The organism is Rathayibacter sp. AY1F4 (assembly GCF_002931775.1).
Lineage (GTDB): Bacteria > Actinomycetota > Actinomycetes > Actinomycetales > Microbacteriaceae > Rathayibacter.
On the sequence record NZ_PSVE01000015.1, the window covers coordinates 61,599 to 78,220 of the forward strand.

Consider the following 16,622-nt stretch of genomic DNA (forward strand, 5'->3'; position numbering starts at 1 on the left):
GAGCAGAAGGAACCCCATGGACTTCGGAGTCGTCCTCCAGACCAACCCGCCCGCCTCGCGCACCGTCGCGCTCGCCGTCCTCGCGGAGACGCACGGCTTCGACTACGCGTGGACCTTCGACTCGCACCTGCTCTGGCAGGAGCCCTACGTGATCTACTCGCAGATCCTCGAGAGGACGCACCGGATCACGGTCGGCCCGATGGTCACCAACCCCGCCACGCGCGACTGGACGGTCATCGCCTCGCTGCACGCGACGCTCAACGAGATGTACGGGAACCGCACGGTGTGCGGGATCGGCCGCGGCGACTCCGCGGTGAGGGTGACCGGAGGAGCTCCGACGACGCTCAAGACGCTGCGGGAGTCGATCCACGTCATCCGCGAGCTCGCCAACAGCCGTCCGGTCGAGTACAACGGCCAGACGCTGCAGTTCCCGTGGAGCCGGGGCTCGTCCCTGGAGATGTGGGTGGCCGCCTACGGCCCGCTCGCCCTGAAGCTCGCGGGCGAGGTCGGCGACGGCTTCATCCTGCAGCTGGCCGACGTGGACATCGCGCGCTGGATGATCGGCGCCGTCAAGGAGGCGGCGGCGAACGCCGGCCGGGATCCCGAGTCGCTGCAGTTCTGCGTCGCGGCGCCGATGTACATCGGCACCGACCGGGAGCACATGCGCGACCAGTGCCGCTGGTTCGGCGGGATGGTCGGCAACCACGTGGCCGACATCGTGGGCCGCTACGGCGCCTCCGGAGCGGTGCCGCAGGCGCTGACGGACTACATCGCCGGGCGCGAGGGCTACGACTACAACGAGCACGGCCGCGCGGGCAACAGCCACACCGCCTTCGTGCCAGACGAGATCGTGGAGCGCTTCTGCGTGCTGGGCACGGCGGACGAGCACATCGAGAAGCTCCGGGCGCTCGCCGACATCGGCGTGACGCAGTTCGCGGGATACCTCCAGCACGACAACAAGGAGGAGACGCTGCGCGTGTACGGCGAGCGGGTCATCCCGGAGCTGCGCGAGCACATCGTGGCCCGCGCATGAGACCGGCCCTCGCGCGCGGGCTCGTGCTCGGCGCCGGCGGGCTCCTCCTGCTCGCGCTCGTGTGGGAGGGCTGGAAGGCGCTCGGGCCCGAGGCCGGGGTGGTCGTCGGAGGAGTCACGGTGCTCCCGCGCACGAGCGCCATCGCGATGCCCCACCTCTGGGAGATCGCGGCCCGGCTCGGCGAGCCGGTCACCGGAGCGCGGAACGCCCCGGCGCTCTGGTCGGCCGTCCTGGGGGCGAGTGCCTTCTCGCTCGGGATCGCCGCGGTCGGCTGGGTCGTCGGCACCGTCGTCGGACTGCTCCTGGCTCTCCTGATGCAGCGGTTCCGCACGGCGGAGTCGGCGGTGCTGCCCTGGATCGTGCTGAGCCAGACGGTGCCCCTGATCGCGATCGCCCCACTGGTGCGGCGCTGGGGGTCGCAGCTCGAGCTCGGACCGGTGACCTGGGAGAACTGGATGTCGGTGGCACTGATCGCCTCCTACCTCGCGTTCTTCCCCGTCTCGATCGGGGCGCTCCGCGGGCTCGGCTCGCCGACGGCCCACCAGGTCGAGCTGATGCACGTGTACGGCGTCGGCTGGTGGAAGACGCTGGTGCGACTGAGGCTCCCGGCGAGCGTGCCCTACCTGCTGCCGGCCCTCCGGCTCGGAGCGGTCAGCGCCGTCGTCGGCACGATCGTCGCCGAGGTCTCGATCGGCCTGCGCGGCGGGATCGGCCGCATGATCATCGAGTTCGCCTCCGCTGCCGGAGGCGACCCCGCCAAGCCCTGGGCGCCGATCCTCGGGGCGGTGCTGGTGGGCCTCGCGGCCGCCGGCGCCGTCGCCCTGCTCGGCACCCTCCTCCGTCCGTACCGCCGAGGGGAGCAGCCCGCATGAGCACTGCAGGATCCGCGGTCGTCGTCGACTCGGTCACGAGGACCTTCACCACCGCCCGCGCCGCGAGCGTCACGGCGCTCCAGGACGTCTCGCTCGAGGTGGCCGCGGGGGAGTTCGTCTCGCTGATCGGCCCGTCCGGCTGCGGAAAGTCGACGCTGCTGCGGCTGATCGCCGACCTCGACGAGCCGGACTCCGGCTCGATCGCCGTGTTCGGCAAGACGGCCCGGCAGGCGAGGCTCGACCAGGACTACGGGATCGCGTTCCAGCAGGCGGGGCTCCTGCCGTGGCGCACGATCCGGGCGAACATCGCCCTGCCGCTGGAGCTGCACGGCGTCGCCGCGACCGCCCGGCGCTCGCGCGTCGACGAGCTGCTGGCACTGGTCGGGCTCGGCGACTTCGCCGACTCCTACCCGGACCAGCTCTCCGGCGGGATGCAGCAGCGCGTCGCCATCGCGCGGGCGCTCGCCGAGAGCCCGCGCCTGCTCCTCATGGACGAGCCGTTCGGGGCGCTCGACGAGATGACCCGCGAGCGGATGCAGACGGAGCTGCTGCGGATCCGGCGCGAGACCGGCGCCGCAGTCGTCTTCGTCACCCACTCGATCCCGGAGGCGGTGTTCCTCTCGGACCGCGTCGTGGTGATGTCGCCGCGGCCGGGAAGGATCCGCGACGTCCTCCCGGTCGGACTCCCCGGAGCATCCGAGCGCGACGCGGCGGTCAGGGAGGACACGGCGTTCTTCCGCGACGTGAGCGCCGTGCGCGAGCTGCTGCACGGCGATCCCGCCGCCGTGCCGCGCGGAGTGGAGAACCGGTGAGCACGACGGCGCTGGCGCGCAGCGTGCTCGCGCCGCTCGTGCTCGGGATCGCCGCGGTCCTGCTCTGGCAGGCCGGGGTCACCGCTCTGGCGATCCAGCCGTTCGTGCTCCCGTCGCCGCTGGCGATCGGACAGGAGTTCGCCGCGAACCTCGGCTCCGTCGCCGAGGGCAGCGCGGTGACCGGCCGCAACGCGCTGGTCGGCCTGCTGGTCGGCGCGGTGCTGGCGGTCGTGGTCGCCGGGCTCTCGGCGCTCGCGCGGGTCTTCGACGGACTGGTCGCGCCGATCGTGGCCGCGGCCGCCGTCGTGCCGATCGTCGCCCTCGCTCCGGTGCTCTACACGATGTTCGGAGCGAACGCCGAGACCGCGAGGCAGCTCGTCGCGGCGCTCGCCGTGTTCGTGCCGGTGTACGTGACGACGCTGCGCGGGCTGCGGCAGGCCGCTCCGGTGCACCGCGACCTGCTGAAGGCCTACGCGGCGACCCCCTGGCAGACCGCCCGCACGATCACGCTGCCGGGAGCAGTGCCCTACGTCTTCACGGGGCTCCGCATCGCCTCCTCGCTCGCGGTGATCTCGGCGCTGGTCGCCGAGTACTTCGGCGGACCCGTGGGCGGGCTCGGCAAGTCGATCACGACTGCGGCCTCGGGCAGCGACTACACGCTCGCCTACGCCTACGTCCTGGGCGCCGTGGTCGTCGGCCTCGTGTTCTACTCCGTGACGGCCGCGCTCGAGGCGTTCGCGCTGCGCCGCAGCCGGCTGCGCTGAGCGCGGCGCCGCGCGTCCCCGCACCCTCCTCGATCCTCCCGATTTCCGATCCCCGATTTCCGATTTCCGATTCCCGATTTCCGATTCCCGACTCCACCCGACGCACTATCCGCACCGCCCGCATCATCAGCGCCACCTGCACCACAGCACCACCTGCACCACAGCACCACCTGCACCGCCGCACCACGGGGCGCGCCGCTCCGGCGACCCCGCAGACCGCACCAGGAGGACCCGTGACCAGACGCACCCGCATCACCCTGACGACGACCGCCGCCTTCGCGGCCGTGGGCCTCGCGCTCACCGGCTGCAGCGCCTCCGGCGGCTCCGACCCGGGGTCCGACTCCGGCTCCGGCGGCCTCACGCCGGTCACCCTGCAGCTGCAGTGGGTGGCCCAGGCGCAGTTCGCCGGGTACTACGCCGCGCTCGACCAGGGCTACTACGAGGACGAGGGCCTCGACGTGACGATCGCCGAGGGAGGTGGCGACATCGTCCCCCAGGACGTGCTCGCCTCGGGCGACGCGGACTACGCGATCTCCTGGGTGCCCAAGGTCCTCGGCTCGATCGAGCAGGGGGCCGGGATCACCGACGTCGCGCAGATCTTCGAGCGCAGCGCCACCACGCAGATCTCCTTCAAGGACAAGGGGATCACCTCGCCCGCCGACCTCGCCGGGAAGAGCGTGGGCAGCTGGGGCTACGGCAACGAGTGGGAGCTGTTCGCCGGCATGCAGAAGGACGGCGTCTCCCTCGACGACATCTCGCTGGTGCAGCAGCAGTTCGACATGAACGGCTTCCTCGCGGGCGACATCGACGCTGCCCAGGCGATGACCTACAACGAGTACGCCCAGGTCCTGGAGACCGTGAATCCCGCCACAGGCGAGCTGTACCAGCCGGACGATCTGAACGTCATCAGCTGGAACGACGTGGGCACCGCGATGCTCCAGGACGCGATCTGGGCGGACGCGGGCAGGCTCGCCGACGACGACGCGTACGCCGAGCAGACGGTCGCCTTCATCAAGGCCTCGATCAAGGGCTGGATCTTCGCGAAGGACGATCCGCAGGCGGCGGCCGACATCGTCACCGCGGCCGGATCCACCCTCGGTACCAGCCACCAGCTCTGGATGACCAACGAGGTCAACAAGCTGATCTGGCCCTCGACGAGCGGCGTCGGGATGATCGACGAGGCCGCGTGGCAGCAGACGGTCGACATCGCGAAGGAGACGGAGAACGAGACGGGCGCGACGATCATCAGCGCGGACCCGCCTGCCACCGCCTACTCGAACGAGTACGTCGAGAAGGCGCTCGCGGAGCTCGCCGACGAGGGAGTGGACACGAGCGGTGCCGACTACGCGCCGATCGACGTGACGCTGGAGGCCGGCGGCGCCTGAGCCCGGACGCCGCCCCTCCCGGCCCCCTCCGGGGCGGGAGGGGTAGGCTGGACCCTTGTGACTACTTTCAAGAAGACGCCGTTCACCGTGAACGTGCGCGACCTCGTGAGGCGGCCGGGCGAGATGCGCGAGCACCGCCTCGAGCTCGAGGCGCCGGAGCAGTTCGGCGAGGGGATCGTCGCGGTCCGCAAGGGATCGGCCGTCGATCTCGACGTCCGGCTCGAGTCCGTGCACGAGGGGATCCTGGCCAGTGTCGAGGTGTCGGCGAGGGCCGACGGCGAGTGCAGCCGGTGCCTGACCGACATCTCCCTGCCTGTCGATGTCGAGTTCCAGGAACTTTTCGCGTACTCTTCTGACGAAGCTTTCGACTATGAGGTTCACGACGACCACGTGGATCTTGAACCTCTGGTCAGGGATGCGGTGGTTCTGTCGCTGCCGTTCCAGCCGGTCTGCCGGCCGGACTGTCCGGGCCTCGACCCCGTCACGGGGGAGCGGCTGGCCGATTCCTCCACGCCCGAACCCGAGGCGCCGCGCGACTCCCGGTGGGCCGCGCTCGCAGGGTTGAGCGAGGGGGACGGCGGGGCCGCAGCGCCCGGAGCTTCCACCGACAGAGCTTCCGCAGACAGCGGTGAGGGCGCGACCGCCCGCACCGAATCCGACTAGAGGTAGAGAAGAGAGAATCATGGCTGTTCCCAAGAGGAAGAAGTCCCGCGCGAACACCCACGCCCGTCGTTCGCAGTGGAAGGCCGAGGTCCCCACCCTCGTCAAGACCATCGAGAACGGCAAGGTCGTCTACAGCCTTCCCCACCGCGCCAAGGTCGTCGAGGACTCCGCGGGCACCGCGCTGTTCCTCGAGTACAAGGGCCGCAAGGTCGCCGACGTCTGATCCCGCTCCTGGTCCGCACGGCGCGGGGCGCACCGCCCCTCGACGAACGGACCGCGGTCCATGGTGAACCAGACCTCCGCACGACCCTCCAGCGACGACCGGTCGCGTCTGGAGGCCACGCTCGGCGTGAGCCTCGACGGTGAGCTCTTCGAGCTCGCCCTGACGCACCGGTCGTTCGCTTTCGAGCACGGCGGCATCCCGCACAACGAGCGCCTCGAGTTCCTCGGCGACTCGATCCTCGGGCAGGCCGTGACCGTCATGCTCTACACCGAGTACCCCGCCCTCAGCGAGGGCGACCTGGCGAAGCGACGGGCGAGCCTCGTCTCGACCGTCGCGCTCGCCGAGATCGCCCGCGGCATCGGCCTGGGCGAGTTCCTCCGCCTCGGACGCGGCGAGGAGCTGACCGGCGGCCGCGACAAGGCGTCGATCCTCGCCGACACCGTCGAGGCCATCATCGGCGCCGTCTACCTGGGAACCGGGCCCGACGCGGCCCGCGACCTGGTGCTGCGCCTGATCGCCCCTCTGCGGGCCGATCCGCTCCGCTTCGGCGTCTCGATGGACCCGAAGACGAGCCTCCAGGAGGCGGCCGCCGAGCGCGGTGCGCCGGCCCCGCGCTACGAGATCGCCGCCACCGGCCCCGACCACAGCAAGGTGTTCGTCGCCACCGTGATCGTCGGCGGACTCGTCACCGCCCGCGGCGAGGGGACGAGCAAGAAGGCGGCCGAGATGGCCGCCGCGCTCGACGCGTGGACGCGTCTGGCGGCCCCCGGCGCAGCCGTCGCTCCAGCGGTCTCGGACTGACCGTGCCCGAGCTGCCCGAGGTCGAGGTGGTGCGGGCGGGTCTCGCTCCCGCGGTCACCGGCTCCCTGGTGACCGGCGTCGAGATCGTCGACGAGCGCTCGCTGAAGCGGCACGTGCATCCGCACGGGACCTTCGAGCGCCTGCTCGTCGGGCGCCGGCTCGAAGCGGCGGTGCGACGCGGGAAGTTCCTCTGGCTGCCCGCGGGCCGCGACGAGGCGCTGCTCGTGCACCTCGGCATGAGCGGCCAGGTGCTGCTGCGCACGGCGGATGCGGCGCTGCCGCGGCTGGCGCGCATCCGGATCGGGATCGAGCACCCCGAGCACGGCGAGCTCGCCCTGCACTTCGTCGACCAGCGGATCTTCGGCTCGATGGCGGTCGACGCTCTGGTGCCGACCCCGGACGGAGCGCCGGGCGGCTACGCGGGCGAGGAGGTCCGCGGAGGCGGCTGGCTGCGCGCCGTGCCCTCGCAGGTCGCGCACATCGCCCGCGATCCGCTCGACCCCTCCTTCGACCTGGGCTCGGTCGTCGCGTCGCTGGCGAGGAGGAGCAGCGGGATCAAGCGGGCGCTGCTCGACCAGACGCTCGTGAGCGGCATCGGGAACATCTACGCGGACGAGTCGCTGTGGGCGGCGGAGCTGCACCCGGAGCGGCCGAGCTCGTCGCTCGGCGAGGCGCGCATCCGCCGCCTCTTCGCCGAGGTGCGCTCGGTGCTCGAACGGGCGCTGGCCGAGGGCGGCACCAGCTTCGATGCGCAGTACGTGAACGTGAACGGCGCCTCCGGCTACTTCTCCCACAGCCTGCACGCCTACGGGCAGACGGGGAAGCCGTGCGCCCGGTGCGGCGAGGCGATCGTGCGGGTGCCGTTCATGAACCGCTCCTCGCACCTCTGCCCGCACTGCCAGCAGCTGCCGCGCTGAGGCACCGGAAGGCGCCGCCTCAGGCGGCGGCGTCGGCGGGCGCCGGAGCGTACCGGGAGTGGACGACGAGCTCGCCCAGCAGCGTCGCGACGAGCGTGATGACGGCGGCGATCGCCAGGCCGAGCCAGAGTCCGACCAGCAGGGCGAGCGCGCCGACTCCGGCACCCGCGGCGATCAGGACGATCGCGGCCGCGCGGCGGAACCACGGCTGACCGGAGCCACCCGCCAGGCGGGAGTCCGCAGCGAGGCCCGTGATCGTCGAGGTGACGACGACCGTCGTGACGTCCTTGACGGCGAGGTGGCGGGCGGTCGCGGCCTGGAGGCCCATCGCCCCGCCCAGCATGCCGGTGACGGTGAAGGCGAGCGGCTCGGGGTGCTCGGGCACGACCGCGAGCACGATCGCCAGGACGCCGAGCAGGATACCGACCACCGCGAAGAGCCAGGTCGAGCGCGAGGTCCAGCCCTTCTTCACCGGGCGGAGCACCCGGCCGCCGATCACGGCGCCGATCATGAAGGCGCCCAGCGCGATCAGGGGTCCGACCACGGGCAGGTCGGCCGCGCCGGAGAGGGCCATGCCGAGGATGACGACGTTGCCGGTCATGTTGCCGGCGAAGACGCGGTCGAGCCCGAGGTACCCGACGGCGTCGATGATGCCGGTCGAGAAGGTGAGGGCGAGCATCAGGCCGAGGGTCGCGCCCTCGGAGCGGGTGCGCAGGCGTCGGAACACGGGAGTCCTGTCGTCGGGGGCGGGTCTGGAGAATCGTGGCACACGCGTGCACATGCTCGAAACACGGCGCGGTTAGGGTCGGACGGCGCGGACGGGCCGCGCGGGAGGCGGACGCGCATGCGGTGGACGGAGTGGGCGGTGCAGCCCGGTGAGGGAGTGCCGCCGGGGGTGGACTACCTGCCGGCCGAGCCGGGTTCGGTGCTGTGGGGGCGCCTGCCGTGCGCGGCGGACGCGCCCGTGCTCACCGTCGACTCGGGGGCCGAGGTCGTCATCGACACGCTCAGCCACGAGGGCGTGCTGGAGGATCAGGGCCGCGATCCGGTCGCCTTCTTCGGCCGCCACGGAGTCGCTCCCGAGGGGGTTCTGCGCGACGCGGTCGCGCTCGCCGCGGACGGGCCGTTCCGCGACGGCGAGACGGACGGGCCCCACGTGGTCACGGGGCCGATCGCCGTCCGGGGAGCGCTGCCGGGGGACCTGCTCCGGATGACCCTCCTCGAGGCCGAGCCGCGCGTGCCGTACGGAGTCGTCTCGAACCGGTACGGCCGCGGGGCGCTGCCGGGCGAGTACCCGCTGCAGGAGGGGCCGTTCAGCGTCTTCGTGCGCGTCGACGAGGACGCGCAGGGCGGTCTCCGCGGCGTGATCCCGCTGGTGCCGGGAGGGGAGCGGGCCGCCCGGTTCCCGCTCCGGCCGTTCCTCGGGATCATGGGCGTCGCCGTCGCAGGGGAGGAGCGCCCGCACTCCGTGCCGCCCGGTGCGCACGGGGGCAACATCGACATCGCACTGCTGACCGCCGGAACCAGCCTCTACCTTCCCGTGCAGGTCCCGGACGCGCTCGCGTACGTCGGCGATCCCCACTTCGCGCAGGGCGACGGCGAGGTGGCGCTGACGGCGATGGAGGCGAGCCTGCGCGTCCGGGTGCGACTGGAGGTCGTCCCGCGCGCCGAGGCGCTCGCGGCGTTCGGGGAGCTGCTCGGGCCGATGGGGGAGACCGGCGAGTTCCTCGTGCCCACCGGGATGGACGAGGACCTGGACGTCGCCGTGCAGAAGTGCGTCCGCGCGGCCATCGCGCTGCTGGCGGCCCGCTACGGGATGGACCCGGCTCACGCCTACGCCTACCTCAGCGCGGCGACCGACTTCGACATCTCGCAGGTGGTCGACCTGGTGAAGGGCGTGCACGCACGCGTCCGGACGGCCGACTTCGATGACTGACCCGCGGGTGACGACGCTCGAGGGCGACCTGCCGGACGGGCTGGTGGACGCGGTCCTGGCGTACGAGGCGGCGCTCGGGGCGGACGACGTCGCGGCGCTCGCCGACGCGTTCGTCGACGCGCCGACGACGCTCCGGGGCGACGCCTCCGGGCTGCTCGTCGGCCACGCGGTGATCACCGGCTTCCGGGGTCGTCGCGGCGGGGCGCCGGTGCGGGAGCTGATGGAGCTGCACGTCAGGGCGGTCGATGCGGGCACGGCGCTCGTGGTGAGCGTGAACGCTCCGGCCCGTGGCGGGCGCGGGCTCGTCACGCAGCTGTGGTCGCGCGAGGGCGGGACCTGGCGGGTGCGCGCCGCGCAGGTGCAGGCGCCCTCGCTCGCGCTGGACCCCCGCGTCTGGCGGGCCGTCGGCGCGCCGCTCGTGCCGGCCGCCGGCTCCGGGACCCTCGACGGACTGGACGTCGCGGTCAAGGACCTCTTCGCGATCGAGGGCCAGCGGATCGGCGCGGGAGTGCCGGCCCGCCTCGCTTCCGCGCCGATCGAGGCGGCGACCGCTCCGGCCGTCGCGCAGCTGCTCGCAGCGGGAGCGTCGGTGCGCGGGATCGCTCAGACCGACGAGTTCGCGTACAGCATCGCCGGCCGGAACTCCGGCTACGGGACGCCGCCCAATCCAGCCGTGCCCGGAGCGATCCCGGGCGGATCGTCGAGCGGACCGGCGACCGCCGTGTCGCTCGGGCAGGCCGCCGTCGGGCTGGCGACCGACACGGCGGGATCGATCCGGGTACCCGCCTCCTACCAGGGCCTGTGGGGGCTGAGGACGACCCACGGTGCGGTGCCCGTCGAGGGGCTGCTGCCGCTGGCGCCGAGCTTCGACACCGTCGGGTGGCTGACGCGGGACCTCGGCACGCTGAGGCGGGTGGCCGAGGTCTGCCTGCCGTCCGGCCCGCCGGTCCGGAGTCTCGCGGTGGCGCCGGCACTGCTGGGCGGAGTGGACGCGGCCGTCCGGGCGGCGTTCCGATCGGCGGTCGGGAGGATGAGCGCCGACGAGGTCGAGCTGCCGGCCGTGGCGGAGATGCTCGAGGCGTTCCGGCTGGTGCAGGCCGCGGAGGCGTGGCGGTCGAGCGGCGCGTGGGTCGCGGCGCATCCGGGAGTGCTGGCGGCGGACGTGCAGGCGCGGTTCGACGCGGCGGCGCTCGTCGACGAGCAGACGGAGGCGGCCGCGCGGGCGCGGGTCGCGGGTTTCCGGCAGGCGCTCGACGGCGCGCTCGACGGGCGGGTGCTGCTCCTGCCGTCGGCGTCGTCGGTCGCGCCGACCCTCGACGCGTCGGCCGAGACGATCGACGCGGCACGGTCGGCGACGCTCGGCCTGACCTGCGTCGCGGGGATCGGCGGGCATCCGGCGCTGTCGGTGCCGCGGCTGAGCGTCGACGGTGCTCCGGTGGGGCTCTGCCTGGTCGGGCCACGCGGATCGGACCTCGCGCTCCTGGAGCTGGCCGGCGCGCTCTGAGGGCGCGCTCCGAGTGCGGGTGGGGGGCATCCCGCGCCCGCAGGAGCGCAGCATGTCCCGCGGTCAGAACGGCGGCGGCGCATCGCTGAAGCTCGGCCTGCGCGGTGGCCGCGGCGGCGCGGGCGGATCGGGTGGACGGGTGACCACGCGGCGGCCCGTGGGGGTGGTCCAGTCGGCCGAACCGTCGGGGTGGAGCGTGTAGGTCCAGCGGTCCCCGTGGCGGACGTGGTGGTGGCCGACGCAGAGCGACGCCAGGTTGTGGAGTGCGGTGTCGCCTCCGTGGCGCCACTCCAGCGTGTGGTCGGCCTCGGCCGTCGCCGCCGGCCGGGTGCAGCCGGGGAAGCGGCAGGTCCGGTCGCGCAGCTGGAGTGCGAGGCGCATCCGCGGGGGAGGGAGGCGGTGCGTCCTGCCGACCGAGACGACGGCACCCGAGCTCGGGTGGATGAGCACCGGGGTGACGGCCGAGCAGGGTCCGAGGAGCTCGCGCGCGACGCCGGCCGGGACGAGGCCGTAGCCGTCCAGTTCTGCCGGCGTCTCGTCCTGCCCGGCCGCGGTGCTCGCGGCCACGGTCAGACGCACCTCGGCCCGGATGCCGCGAGCAGACGTCCGCGGCCTCTCGTCGCCTGGCGCCGTACCGGACACGTCGCCGTCGCAGAGCAGGTCGACGAGCGCGTCGGCCCGCAGCTGCGCGAGCGTGCGCTCCTGCGCCGGACCGCTCCCGCCGCCCGTCCTGTCGCCGTTCCCGTCGCGGAGGGTGCGGGCGATCCGGTCGAGCCGCGCGAGCGCGCCCATCGCGGCCGGAGCGGGGAGGGTCGCGCAGAGCGTGGCCATGCCGTCCTGCTCGGGCGAGACCCGGACCGACCGGTCCTCCCGAGCGCGGGCGTGCCGGTCGGCCAGAGGACTCTCGTGGAGTTCGTCGCGCAGTCGGACGAGGCGTCCCCGCAGCTGGGTCGGCGTCATCGAGGCGGCGAGTCCCGCAGCGCGCTCGTCGAACTCCGGGAGGGAGGCCGGCGGCAGGGTCGCGGCGACTCCGCAGACGATCTGCCCCGCCTCCCAGCGCAGCCGCGCCTCGGCCAGCGCGGCGCGCGTGCACGGGAGGTGCTCGACCAGCAGGCGGGCGTGCTCGAGCTCCCGGGCGGCCACGCGCTCGGACACGGCCAGCGCTACGGCGAGCTCGGCCCGCACCGAGCGCTCCACGAGGTCGCGCGACTCGCTGGGTGACCCGCCGCGAGCGAACGCCTCGGGGCGGCGGAGCGCAGCCCTGTACGCCTCGTGCAGCGCCTCGGCGGAGGCGAGGTGGAGCGGAGCCGCGGACCGGGCGAGCAGCGCCGCACGGTCGCCGAGGGCGCGGACCTCCTCGAGTCCCTGCCGCATCCGATCCGCCATACCTGTATTGAATCAGCGACCACCGACACCCGGGCCGCAGAGGCGTCCGATCAGGAGAATCAGACCCTGAGCCGCCCCTGTGGAGGAGCGCTGCGCCGCCGGAGGGGTGCCGAGACCCCGACACGGCTCAGGAGGGTCCGCGGAGGACCGACGTCAGCGTGAGCAGGATCACGACGACGCCGACGACGACGAAGAGGGCGCCTCCCGCGGCCATCACGACGGGCGACTGCGTCCTCGGCCCGACCCTCTGCCCCCGCCTGCGCAGCTGGTCACGGGCCCGCGCGGAGATCCACTCGCGCCGGCCGATGAACACCGCTCCGAAGACGATCGCGATCGGCGCCCAGACGAGAGCGACGATCTGGTCCTCGGTCACCGGCCGGTGACCGTTCGGTGTGGCGCTGTCCTCATGCCGACCAGTGTCCCGCGGACCTCCCGGGTGACCCGCCGCACCTCGTGAAACACCGGCGAAACGTCCGTCCCATAGGCTCTCCGAGTGAAACAGCTGTTTCTCTCCCGCTCGTGAAGAGGTGGCCATGACCGCGCCCGCACCGTTCCTCCCCGTCGATCCGCCGCCGCGCCTGCTGATGGGGCCGGGCCCGATCAACGCGGATCCGCGCGTCCTGCGTGCGATGTCGGCGCAGCTGGTCGGGCAGTACGACCCGTTCATGACGGCGACGATGACGGAGACGCAGGCGCTGTACCGGCAGGTGTTCCGCACCCGCAACGAGAAGACGATGCTCGTCGACGGCACGAGCCGTGCGGGAATCGAGGCGGCGCTGGTCTCGATGCTGGAGCCGGGCGACCGCGTGCTCGTGCCGGTCTTCGGGCGGTTCGGGCACCTCCTCCGGGAGATCGCGGAGCGCTGCGGCGCGGAGGTGCACGTGATCGAGGCCGAGTGGGGGCAGGTCTTCCCCGTCTCGGCGATCGCCGAGGCCCTGGCCCGGGTGAAGCCGAAGATGCTGGCCGTGGTCCACGGCGACACGTCGACCACCATGGCGCAGCCGCTGGAGGAGCTCGGCGCCCTCTGCGAGAAGCACGGCGCCCTCTTCTACACCGACGTCACCGCCTCCCTCGCGGGCAACGCCTTCGCGACCGACGAGCTCGGGCTCGACGCGGTCACCGCGGGGCTCCAGAAGTGCCTGGGCGGCCCGTCCGGATCGGCTCCCGTCACCTTCTCGGAGAAGGCCGTCGCGGTGATCGAGTCGCGCAGGAGCATCGAGGCGGGGATCCGCGACGAGGGCGACACCGTCAGCGCCCGCCGCGTCCGCTCCAACTACTTCGATCTCGGCATGGTCTTCGACTACTGGGGGCCGCGCCGCCTCAACCACCACACCGAGGCGACCACGATGCTCTACGGCGCGCGCGAGTGCGCCCGCATCGTCGTCGAGGAGGGTCTGGACGAGACGGTCGCCCGCCACGCGCTGCACGGGTCGGCGATGCTCGCCGGAGTCCGCGGCCTCGACCTCGAGGTGTTCGGCGACGTCGGGCACAAGATGACGAACGTCGTCGCGGTGCGCATCCCGCAGGGCGTGAACGGGGACGCGGTGCGCGGGGAGATGCTCGCCGACTTCGGCATCGAGATCGGCACGTCCTTCGGGCCGCTGCACGGGAAGGTCTGGCGCATCGGCACGATGGGCTACAACGCCCGGACGGACGCGGTGCTGACCACCCTGGCGGCGCTGGAGGCGGTGCTGCGCCGCGCGGGCGCCTCCGTGCCGGTGGGCGGCGGAGTCGCGGGGGCCTACGAGGTCTACGGGGCGGCACGCGCATGACCGGCACCACCACGGACCCCGCCACCACGACCGCGCCCCCCGCCGCCGCCGCCGCCCCCGCCCTCGACGCCGCCGCGATCATGGCCCGCTGCGACGAGCTCGCCGCGGTCTCCTCCAGCCGCGACGGCATCGAGCGGGTCTACCTCTCGCCCGAGCACGCCCGGGTGAACGCGATGGCCGCGCGCTGGATGACCGAGGCCGGCATGCGCACCTGGCAGGACGCGGCCGGCAACCAGTGCGGCCGCTACGAGGGCGCGACTCCGGGACTCCCGGCGCTCCTGCTCGGCTCCCACCTCGACACGGTCCCCGACGCGGGCCGCTACGACGGGATCCTCGGCGTGATGCTCGCGATCGCCGTGGTGTCGCGCCTGCACGGGGCAGGCCGGCGCCTGCCGTTCGCCGTCGAGGTCGTCGCGTTCGGCGACGAGGAGGGCACCCGCTTCGGCACGGCGCTCCTCGGCTCCCGCGCCCTCGCCGGCACCTGGGACGAGCACTGGTGGGAGCTCGAGGACGCCGACGGGACGACGCTCGTCGAGGCGTTCCACGAGTTCGGGCTGGACCCCTCGCGCATCCGCACCGCCGCGCGCGACGCGCAGGACGTGCTCGCCTACCTCGAGGCGCACATCGAGCAGGGCCCCTACCTGGAGGAGGCGGACCGCGCCCTCGCCGTGGTCTCCTCGATCGCGGGCGCCCGCCGCTTCGCACTCACCCTCACCGGCAAGGCCGGGCACGCGGGCGGAGTTCCGCTCGACCGCCGCCGCGACGCGCTCACCGGGGCGGCCGAGGCCGTGCTCGCGGTGGAGCGCATCGCGCGGGAGCAGGGCGTGATCGCCACGGTCGGCCGGCTCGAGACCTTCCCGGGCGCGGTCAACGTCATCCCCGGCCGGGTCGAGTTCAGCCTCGACCTCCGCGCCGAGACCGACGCCCAGCGCGACACGGCGTGGGACGCCATCGAGCACGCGATGTCGGAGTCGGCGTCGCGCCGCCGTCTCGCGCTGACGGTGGAGGAGACCCATTCGGCCCCCGCGGTCGTCGCCTCGTCTCGGCTGCAGGACGTCGTGCGCGCGGGCATCCGCGCGACCGGGGACGCGGAGCCGATGGTGCTGTTCTCCAAGGCCGGCCACGACGCGATGGCGGTCGCCGACCTCGCCGAGTACGCGATGCTCTTCCTCCGCTGCGAGGGCGGCGTCAGCCACCACCCGGACGAGAACGTGACCGAGGCCGACGTCGCGACCGCGCTCGACGCGTTCGAGGCGGCCGTGCTGGCGCTCGCCGACGGGACGCCGACCGCGTGACTCCCGCCCCGGCCCCCTCGACGAGCATCGGCCACCGCATCGATGCCGGCTACGCCGCGCTGTCGCGGCAGGAGCAGCGGGCGGCCGACTTCATCCTCGACCACCTCGGCGACCTGGCCGTCTACACGGCGACCGAGCTCGCCCAGCACAGCGGAGTGTCCAAGGCCACGGTCTCGCGGCTGTTCCGCCGCCTGGGGTTCTCGAACTCGCAGGAGGTGCGCGAGCACGCCCGGGCGCTGCGGTCCTCCGGAGTGCCGGTCGGTCCCGCGCAGGGGCAGGGGGATCCGCTCGCCGCGCACCTCGAGAGCGAGCGGGCGAACCTGGCCCGGCTGGCCGCCGCGTTCGGCGACGGGCGGCTGGAGGAGGCGGTGCTGCTGATCGCGGGAGCGCGGGAGGTCGTCGTGATCGGACTGCGCAACAGCTACCCGGTGGCGCTGCACCTGCGCCAGCAGCTCGCGCAGGCGCGCGGACGCGTCCGGATCGCCCCGCAGCCCGGCCAGTCGCTCGGCGAGGAGCTCGAGGGGCTCGGAGCCGAGGACGTCGTGGTGCTGGTCGGCTTCCGCCGCCGCCCCGCCCCCTTCGCCGCCCTGATCGGGACGCTCGCCGCGCGCGAGGTGCCCGTGGTGCTCCTCGCGGATTCGCCCGCCCGGCGCTACGCGGAGCACGCGGCGGTCTGGCTGGAGTGCCCGGTCGACAGCGGCACGGCGCTGGACAGCTACGCGGCGGCGATGAGCGCGGTCGCGCTCGTGGCGTCCGGAGTGCTCGGCGCGTCCCCGAGGGAGTCGCGCGAGCGGATCGCCGGGATCAGCACGGCCTACGCGGAGCTCGCCGAGCTGGAGGACCGGCCGTGAGCGAGGCGGCGGAGCTGATCCGCGCGCACGCCAAGGACCCCGTCGGGCAGGCCGACCCGGCCCCGGCCCTCGGCCGTGCCGAGCTGATCACCCCCACCTGCGGCGACCGGATCGAGCTGCGCGTCGACGGCGGCGTCGAGCAGGTGCGCCTCGCCTGGAGCGGGCGGGGGTGCGAGGTCTCGCGGGGATCCGCGTCGCTGCTCGTGGACGGTCTCGACGGGCTGCCGGCGTCGGACATGCGGGAGCGGATCGACGCGTTCCTCGCGGCGATGGCGCACCGGGAGGGTGCTCTCGCCGGCGACGAGCAGGCACTGCTCGCGGTGGCGGGCAATCCCGTCCGCTCCGTCTGCGCGACCCTGGCCTGGCGGGCGCTGGCCGCCGCCCTCGACGACGCGGACCTGGCGTGAG

At 73.6% G+C, this 16,622-nt stretch carries 18 protein-coding genes; 15 read left to right on the forward strand and 3 right to left on the reverse strand.

The window, feature by feature from the left end; genetic code table 11:
• Positions 1 to 16 precede the first annotated feature (16 nt).
• The 9 genes from C5C59_RS10915 to mutM all read left to right on the forward strand — a co-directional run bounded on the left by C5C59_RS10915 (position 17) and on the right by mutM (position 7,470).
• Positions 17 to 1,033, forward strand: coding sequence for a TIGR03842 family LLM class F420-dependent oxidoreductase (locus C5C59_RS10915; protein WP_104238194.1), 1,017 nt, complete (start codon positions 17 to 19; stop codon positions 1,031 to 1,033).
• Positions 1,030 to 1,905: an ABC transporter permease gene (locus tag C5C59_RS10920; protein ID WP_104223479.1), complete on the forward strand. Its 876-nt coding sequence runs from the start codon at positions 1,030 to 1,032 to the stop codon at positions 1,903 to 1,905. Before C5C59_RS10915 ends, C5C59_RS10920 begins: the two co-directional genes overlap by 4 nt.
• On the forward strand, positions 1,902 to 2,717 hold the full coding sequence (locus C5C59_RS10925; RefSeq protein WP_104234205.1) for an ABC transporter ATP-binding protein: 816 nt from the start codon (positions 1,902 to 1,904) through the stop codon (positions 2,715 to 2,717). The genes C5C59_RS10920 and C5C59_RS10925 overlap by 4 nt, the downstream gene beginning before the upstream one ends.
• A complete protein-coding gene (locus tag C5C59_RS10930) occupies positions 2,714 to 3,481 on the forward strand; it encodes an ABC transporter permease (protein WP_104238193.1) in 768 nt (255 codons plus the stop codon). The genes C5C59_RS10925 and C5C59_RS10930 overlap by 4 nt, the downstream gene beginning before the upstream one ends.
• Before the next feature lie 233 nt (positions 3,482 to 3,714).
• Entirely contained in the window at positions 3,715 to 4,866 is a 1,152-nt protein-coding gene (locus tag C5C59_RS10935; protein ID WP_258062721.1) for an ABC transporter substrate-binding protein, read from the forward strand.
• A gap of 123 nt (positions 4,867 to 4,989) precedes the next feature.
• Complete coding sequence (locus C5C59_RS10940; protein ID WP_104226701.1) at positions 4,990 to 5,529, forward strand: DUF177 domain-containing protein; 540 nt, start codon at positions 4,990 to 4,992, stop codon at positions 5,527 to 5,529.
• A 19-nt stretch (positions 5,530 to 5,548) separates the two neighbouring features.
• Positions 5,549 to 5,752 carry a 50S ribosomal protein L32 gene (gene rpmF, locus C5C59_RS10945; protein ID WP_104223482.1) on the forward strand — a complete coding sequence of 68 codons (204 nt, stop codon included), beginning with the start codon at positions 5,549 to 5,551 and terminating at the stop codon, positions 5,750 to 5,752.
• 60 nt (positions 5,753 to 5,812) lie between these two features.
• On the forward strand, positions 5,813 to 6,553 hold the full coding sequence (gene rnc, locus C5C59_RS10950) for a ribonuclease III (RefSeq protein ID WP_104239602.1): 741 nt from the start codon (positions 5,813 to 5,815) through the stop codon (positions 6,551 to 6,553).
• Positions 6,554 to 6,555: 2 nt separating this feature from the next.
• Positions 6,556 to 7,470, forward strand: coding sequence for a bifunctional DNA-formamidopyrimidine glycosylase/DNA-(apurinic or apyrimidinic site) lyase (mutM, locus tag C5C59_RS10955; RefSeq protein WP_104239601.1), 915 nt, complete (start codon positions 6,556 to 6,558; stop codon positions 7,468 to 7,470).
• 19 nt (positions 7,471 to 7,489) lie between these two features.
• Here the strand turns inward: mutM and C5C59_RS10960 are convergent, their stop codons facing one another.
• Positions 7,490 to 8,197 carry a YoaK family protein gene (locus C5C59_RS10960; protein ID WP_308470726.1) on the reverse strand — a complete coding sequence of 236 codons (708 nt, stop codon included), beginning with the start codon at positions 8,195 to 8,197 and terminating at the stop codon, positions 7,490 to 7,492.
• A gap of 117 nt (positions 8,198 to 8,314) precedes the next feature.
• Here C5C59_RS10960 and C5C59_RS10965 point away from each other — a divergent pair, with 117 nt between their 5' ends.
• Both C5C59_RS10965 and C5C59_RS10970 read left to right on the forward strand, forming a co-directional pair.
• Positions 8,315 to 9,406, forward strand: coding sequence for an acetamidase/formamidase family protein (locus C5C59_RS10965; RefSeq protein WP_104239599.1), 1,092 nt, complete (start codon positions 8,315 to 8,317; stop codon positions 9,404 to 9,406).
• Positions 9,399 to 10,910 (forward strand): AtzH-like domain-containing protein, encoded by a 1,512-nt coding sequence (locus C5C59_RS10970; RefSeq protein WP_104239598.1) that lies wholly within the window; start codon positions 9,399 to 9,401, stop codon positions 10,908 to 10,910. The genes C5C59_RS10965 and C5C59_RS10970 overlap by 8 nt, the downstream gene beginning before the upstream one ends.
• Positions 10,911 to 10,973: 63 nt before the next feature.
• Here C5C59_RS10970 and C5C59_RS10975 read toward each other — a convergent pair whose 3' ends face one another.
• Together C5C59_RS10975 and C5C59_RS10980 are read right to left on the reverse strand one after the other, a co-directional pair.
• Positions 10,974 to 12,296 carry an HNH endonuclease signature motif containing protein gene (locus C5C59_RS10975; RefSeq protein WP_104239597.1) on the reverse strand — a complete coding sequence of 441 codons (1,323 nt, stop codon included), beginning with the start codon at positions 12,294 to 12,296 and terminating at the stop codon, positions 10,974 to 10,976.
• A 127-nt stretch (positions 12,297 to 12,423) separates the two neighbouring features.
• Positions 12,424 to 12,669 (reverse strand): hypothetical protein, encoded by a 246-nt coding sequence (locus tag C5C59_RS10980; protein ID WP_104239596.1) that lies wholly within the window; start codon positions 12,667 to 12,669, stop codon positions 12,424 to 12,426.
• Positions 12,670 to 12,829: 160 nt separating this feature from the next.
• Here C5C59_RS10980 and C5C59_RS10985 point away from each other — a divergent pair, with 160 nt between their 5' ends.
• Genes C5C59_RS10985 through C5C59_RS11000 form a run of 4 tightly spaced genes read left to right on the forward strand, consistent with a single transcriptional unit; the run spans position 12,830 to position 16,621 of the window.
• Positions 12,830 to 14,068: an alanine--glyoxylate aminotransferase family protein gene (locus C5C59_RS10985; protein ID WP_258062724.1), complete on the forward strand. Its 1,239-nt coding sequence runs from the start codon at positions 12,830 to 12,832 to the stop codon at positions 14,066 to 14,068.
• Positions 14,065 to 15,363: an allantoate amidohydrolase gene (locus C5C59_RS10990; RefSeq protein WP_104251269.1), complete on the forward strand. Its 1,299-nt coding sequence runs from the start codon at positions 14,065 to 14,067 to the stop codon at positions 15,361 to 15,363. Before C5C59_RS10985 ends, C5C59_RS10990 begins: the two co-directional genes overlap by 4 nt.
• Entirely contained in the window at positions 15,360 to 16,214 is an 855-nt protein-coding gene (locus C5C59_RS10995; RefSeq protein ID WP_219812509.1) for a MurR/RpiR family transcriptional regulator, read from the forward strand. The genes C5C59_RS10990 and C5C59_RS10995 overlap by 4 nt, the downstream gene beginning before the upstream one ends.
• Complete coding sequence (locus tag C5C59_RS11000) at positions 16,211 to 16,621, forward strand: iron-sulfur cluster assembly scaffold protein (RefSeq protein ID WP_104239682.1); 411 nt, start codon at positions 16,211 to 16,213, stop codon at positions 16,619 to 16,621. Before C5C59_RS10995 ends, C5C59_RS11000 begins: the two co-directional genes overlap by 4 nt.
• Position 16,622 lies beyond the last annotated feature (1 nt).

Coding starts and splice junctions, on each gene's coding strand:
- C5C59_RS10925 (WP_104234205.1), top strand. CDS start 1,902: ATGAGCACTGCAGGATCCGCGGTCGTCGTCGACTCGGTCACGAGGACC.
- C5C59_RS10990 (WP_104251269.1), top strand. CDS start 14,065: ATGACCGGCACCACCACGGACCCCGCCACCACGACCGCGCCCCCCGCC.
- rnc (WP_104239602.1), top strand. CDS start 5,813: ATGGTGAACCAGACCTCCGCACGACCCTCCAGCGACGACCGGTCGCGT.
- rpmF (WP_104223482.1), top strand. CDS start 5,549: ATGGCTGTTCCCAAGAGGAAGAAGTCCCGCGCGAACACCCACGCCCGT.
- C5C59_RS10985 (WP_258062724.1), top strand. CDS start 12,830: ATGACCGCGCCCGCACCGTTCCTCCCCGTCGATCCGCCGCCGCGCCTG.
- C5C59_RS10970 (WP_104239598.1), top strand. CDS start 9,399: ATGACTGACCCGCGGGTGACGACGCTCGAGGGCGACCTGCCGGACGGG.
- C5C59_RS10920 (WP_104223479.1), top strand. CDS start 1,030: ATGAGACCGGCCCTCGCGCGCGGGCTCGTGCTCGGCGCCGGCGGGCTC.
- C5C59_RS10915 (WP_104238194.1), top strand. CDS start 17: ATGGACTTCGGAGTCGTCCTCCAGACCAACCCGCCCGCCTCGCGCACC.
- C5C59_RS10965 (WP_104239599.1), top strand. CDS start 8,315: ATGCGGTGGACGGAGTGGGCGGTGCAGCCCGGTGAGGGAGTGCCGCCG.
- C5C59_RS10975 (WP_104239597.1), bottom strand. CDS start 12,296: ATGGCGGATCGGATGCGGCAGGGACTCGAGGAGGTCCGCGCCCTCGGC.
- C5C59_RS10940 (WP_104226701.1), top strand. CDS start 4,990: ATGCGCGAGCACCGCCTCGAGCTCGAGGCGCCGGAGCAGTTCGGCGAG.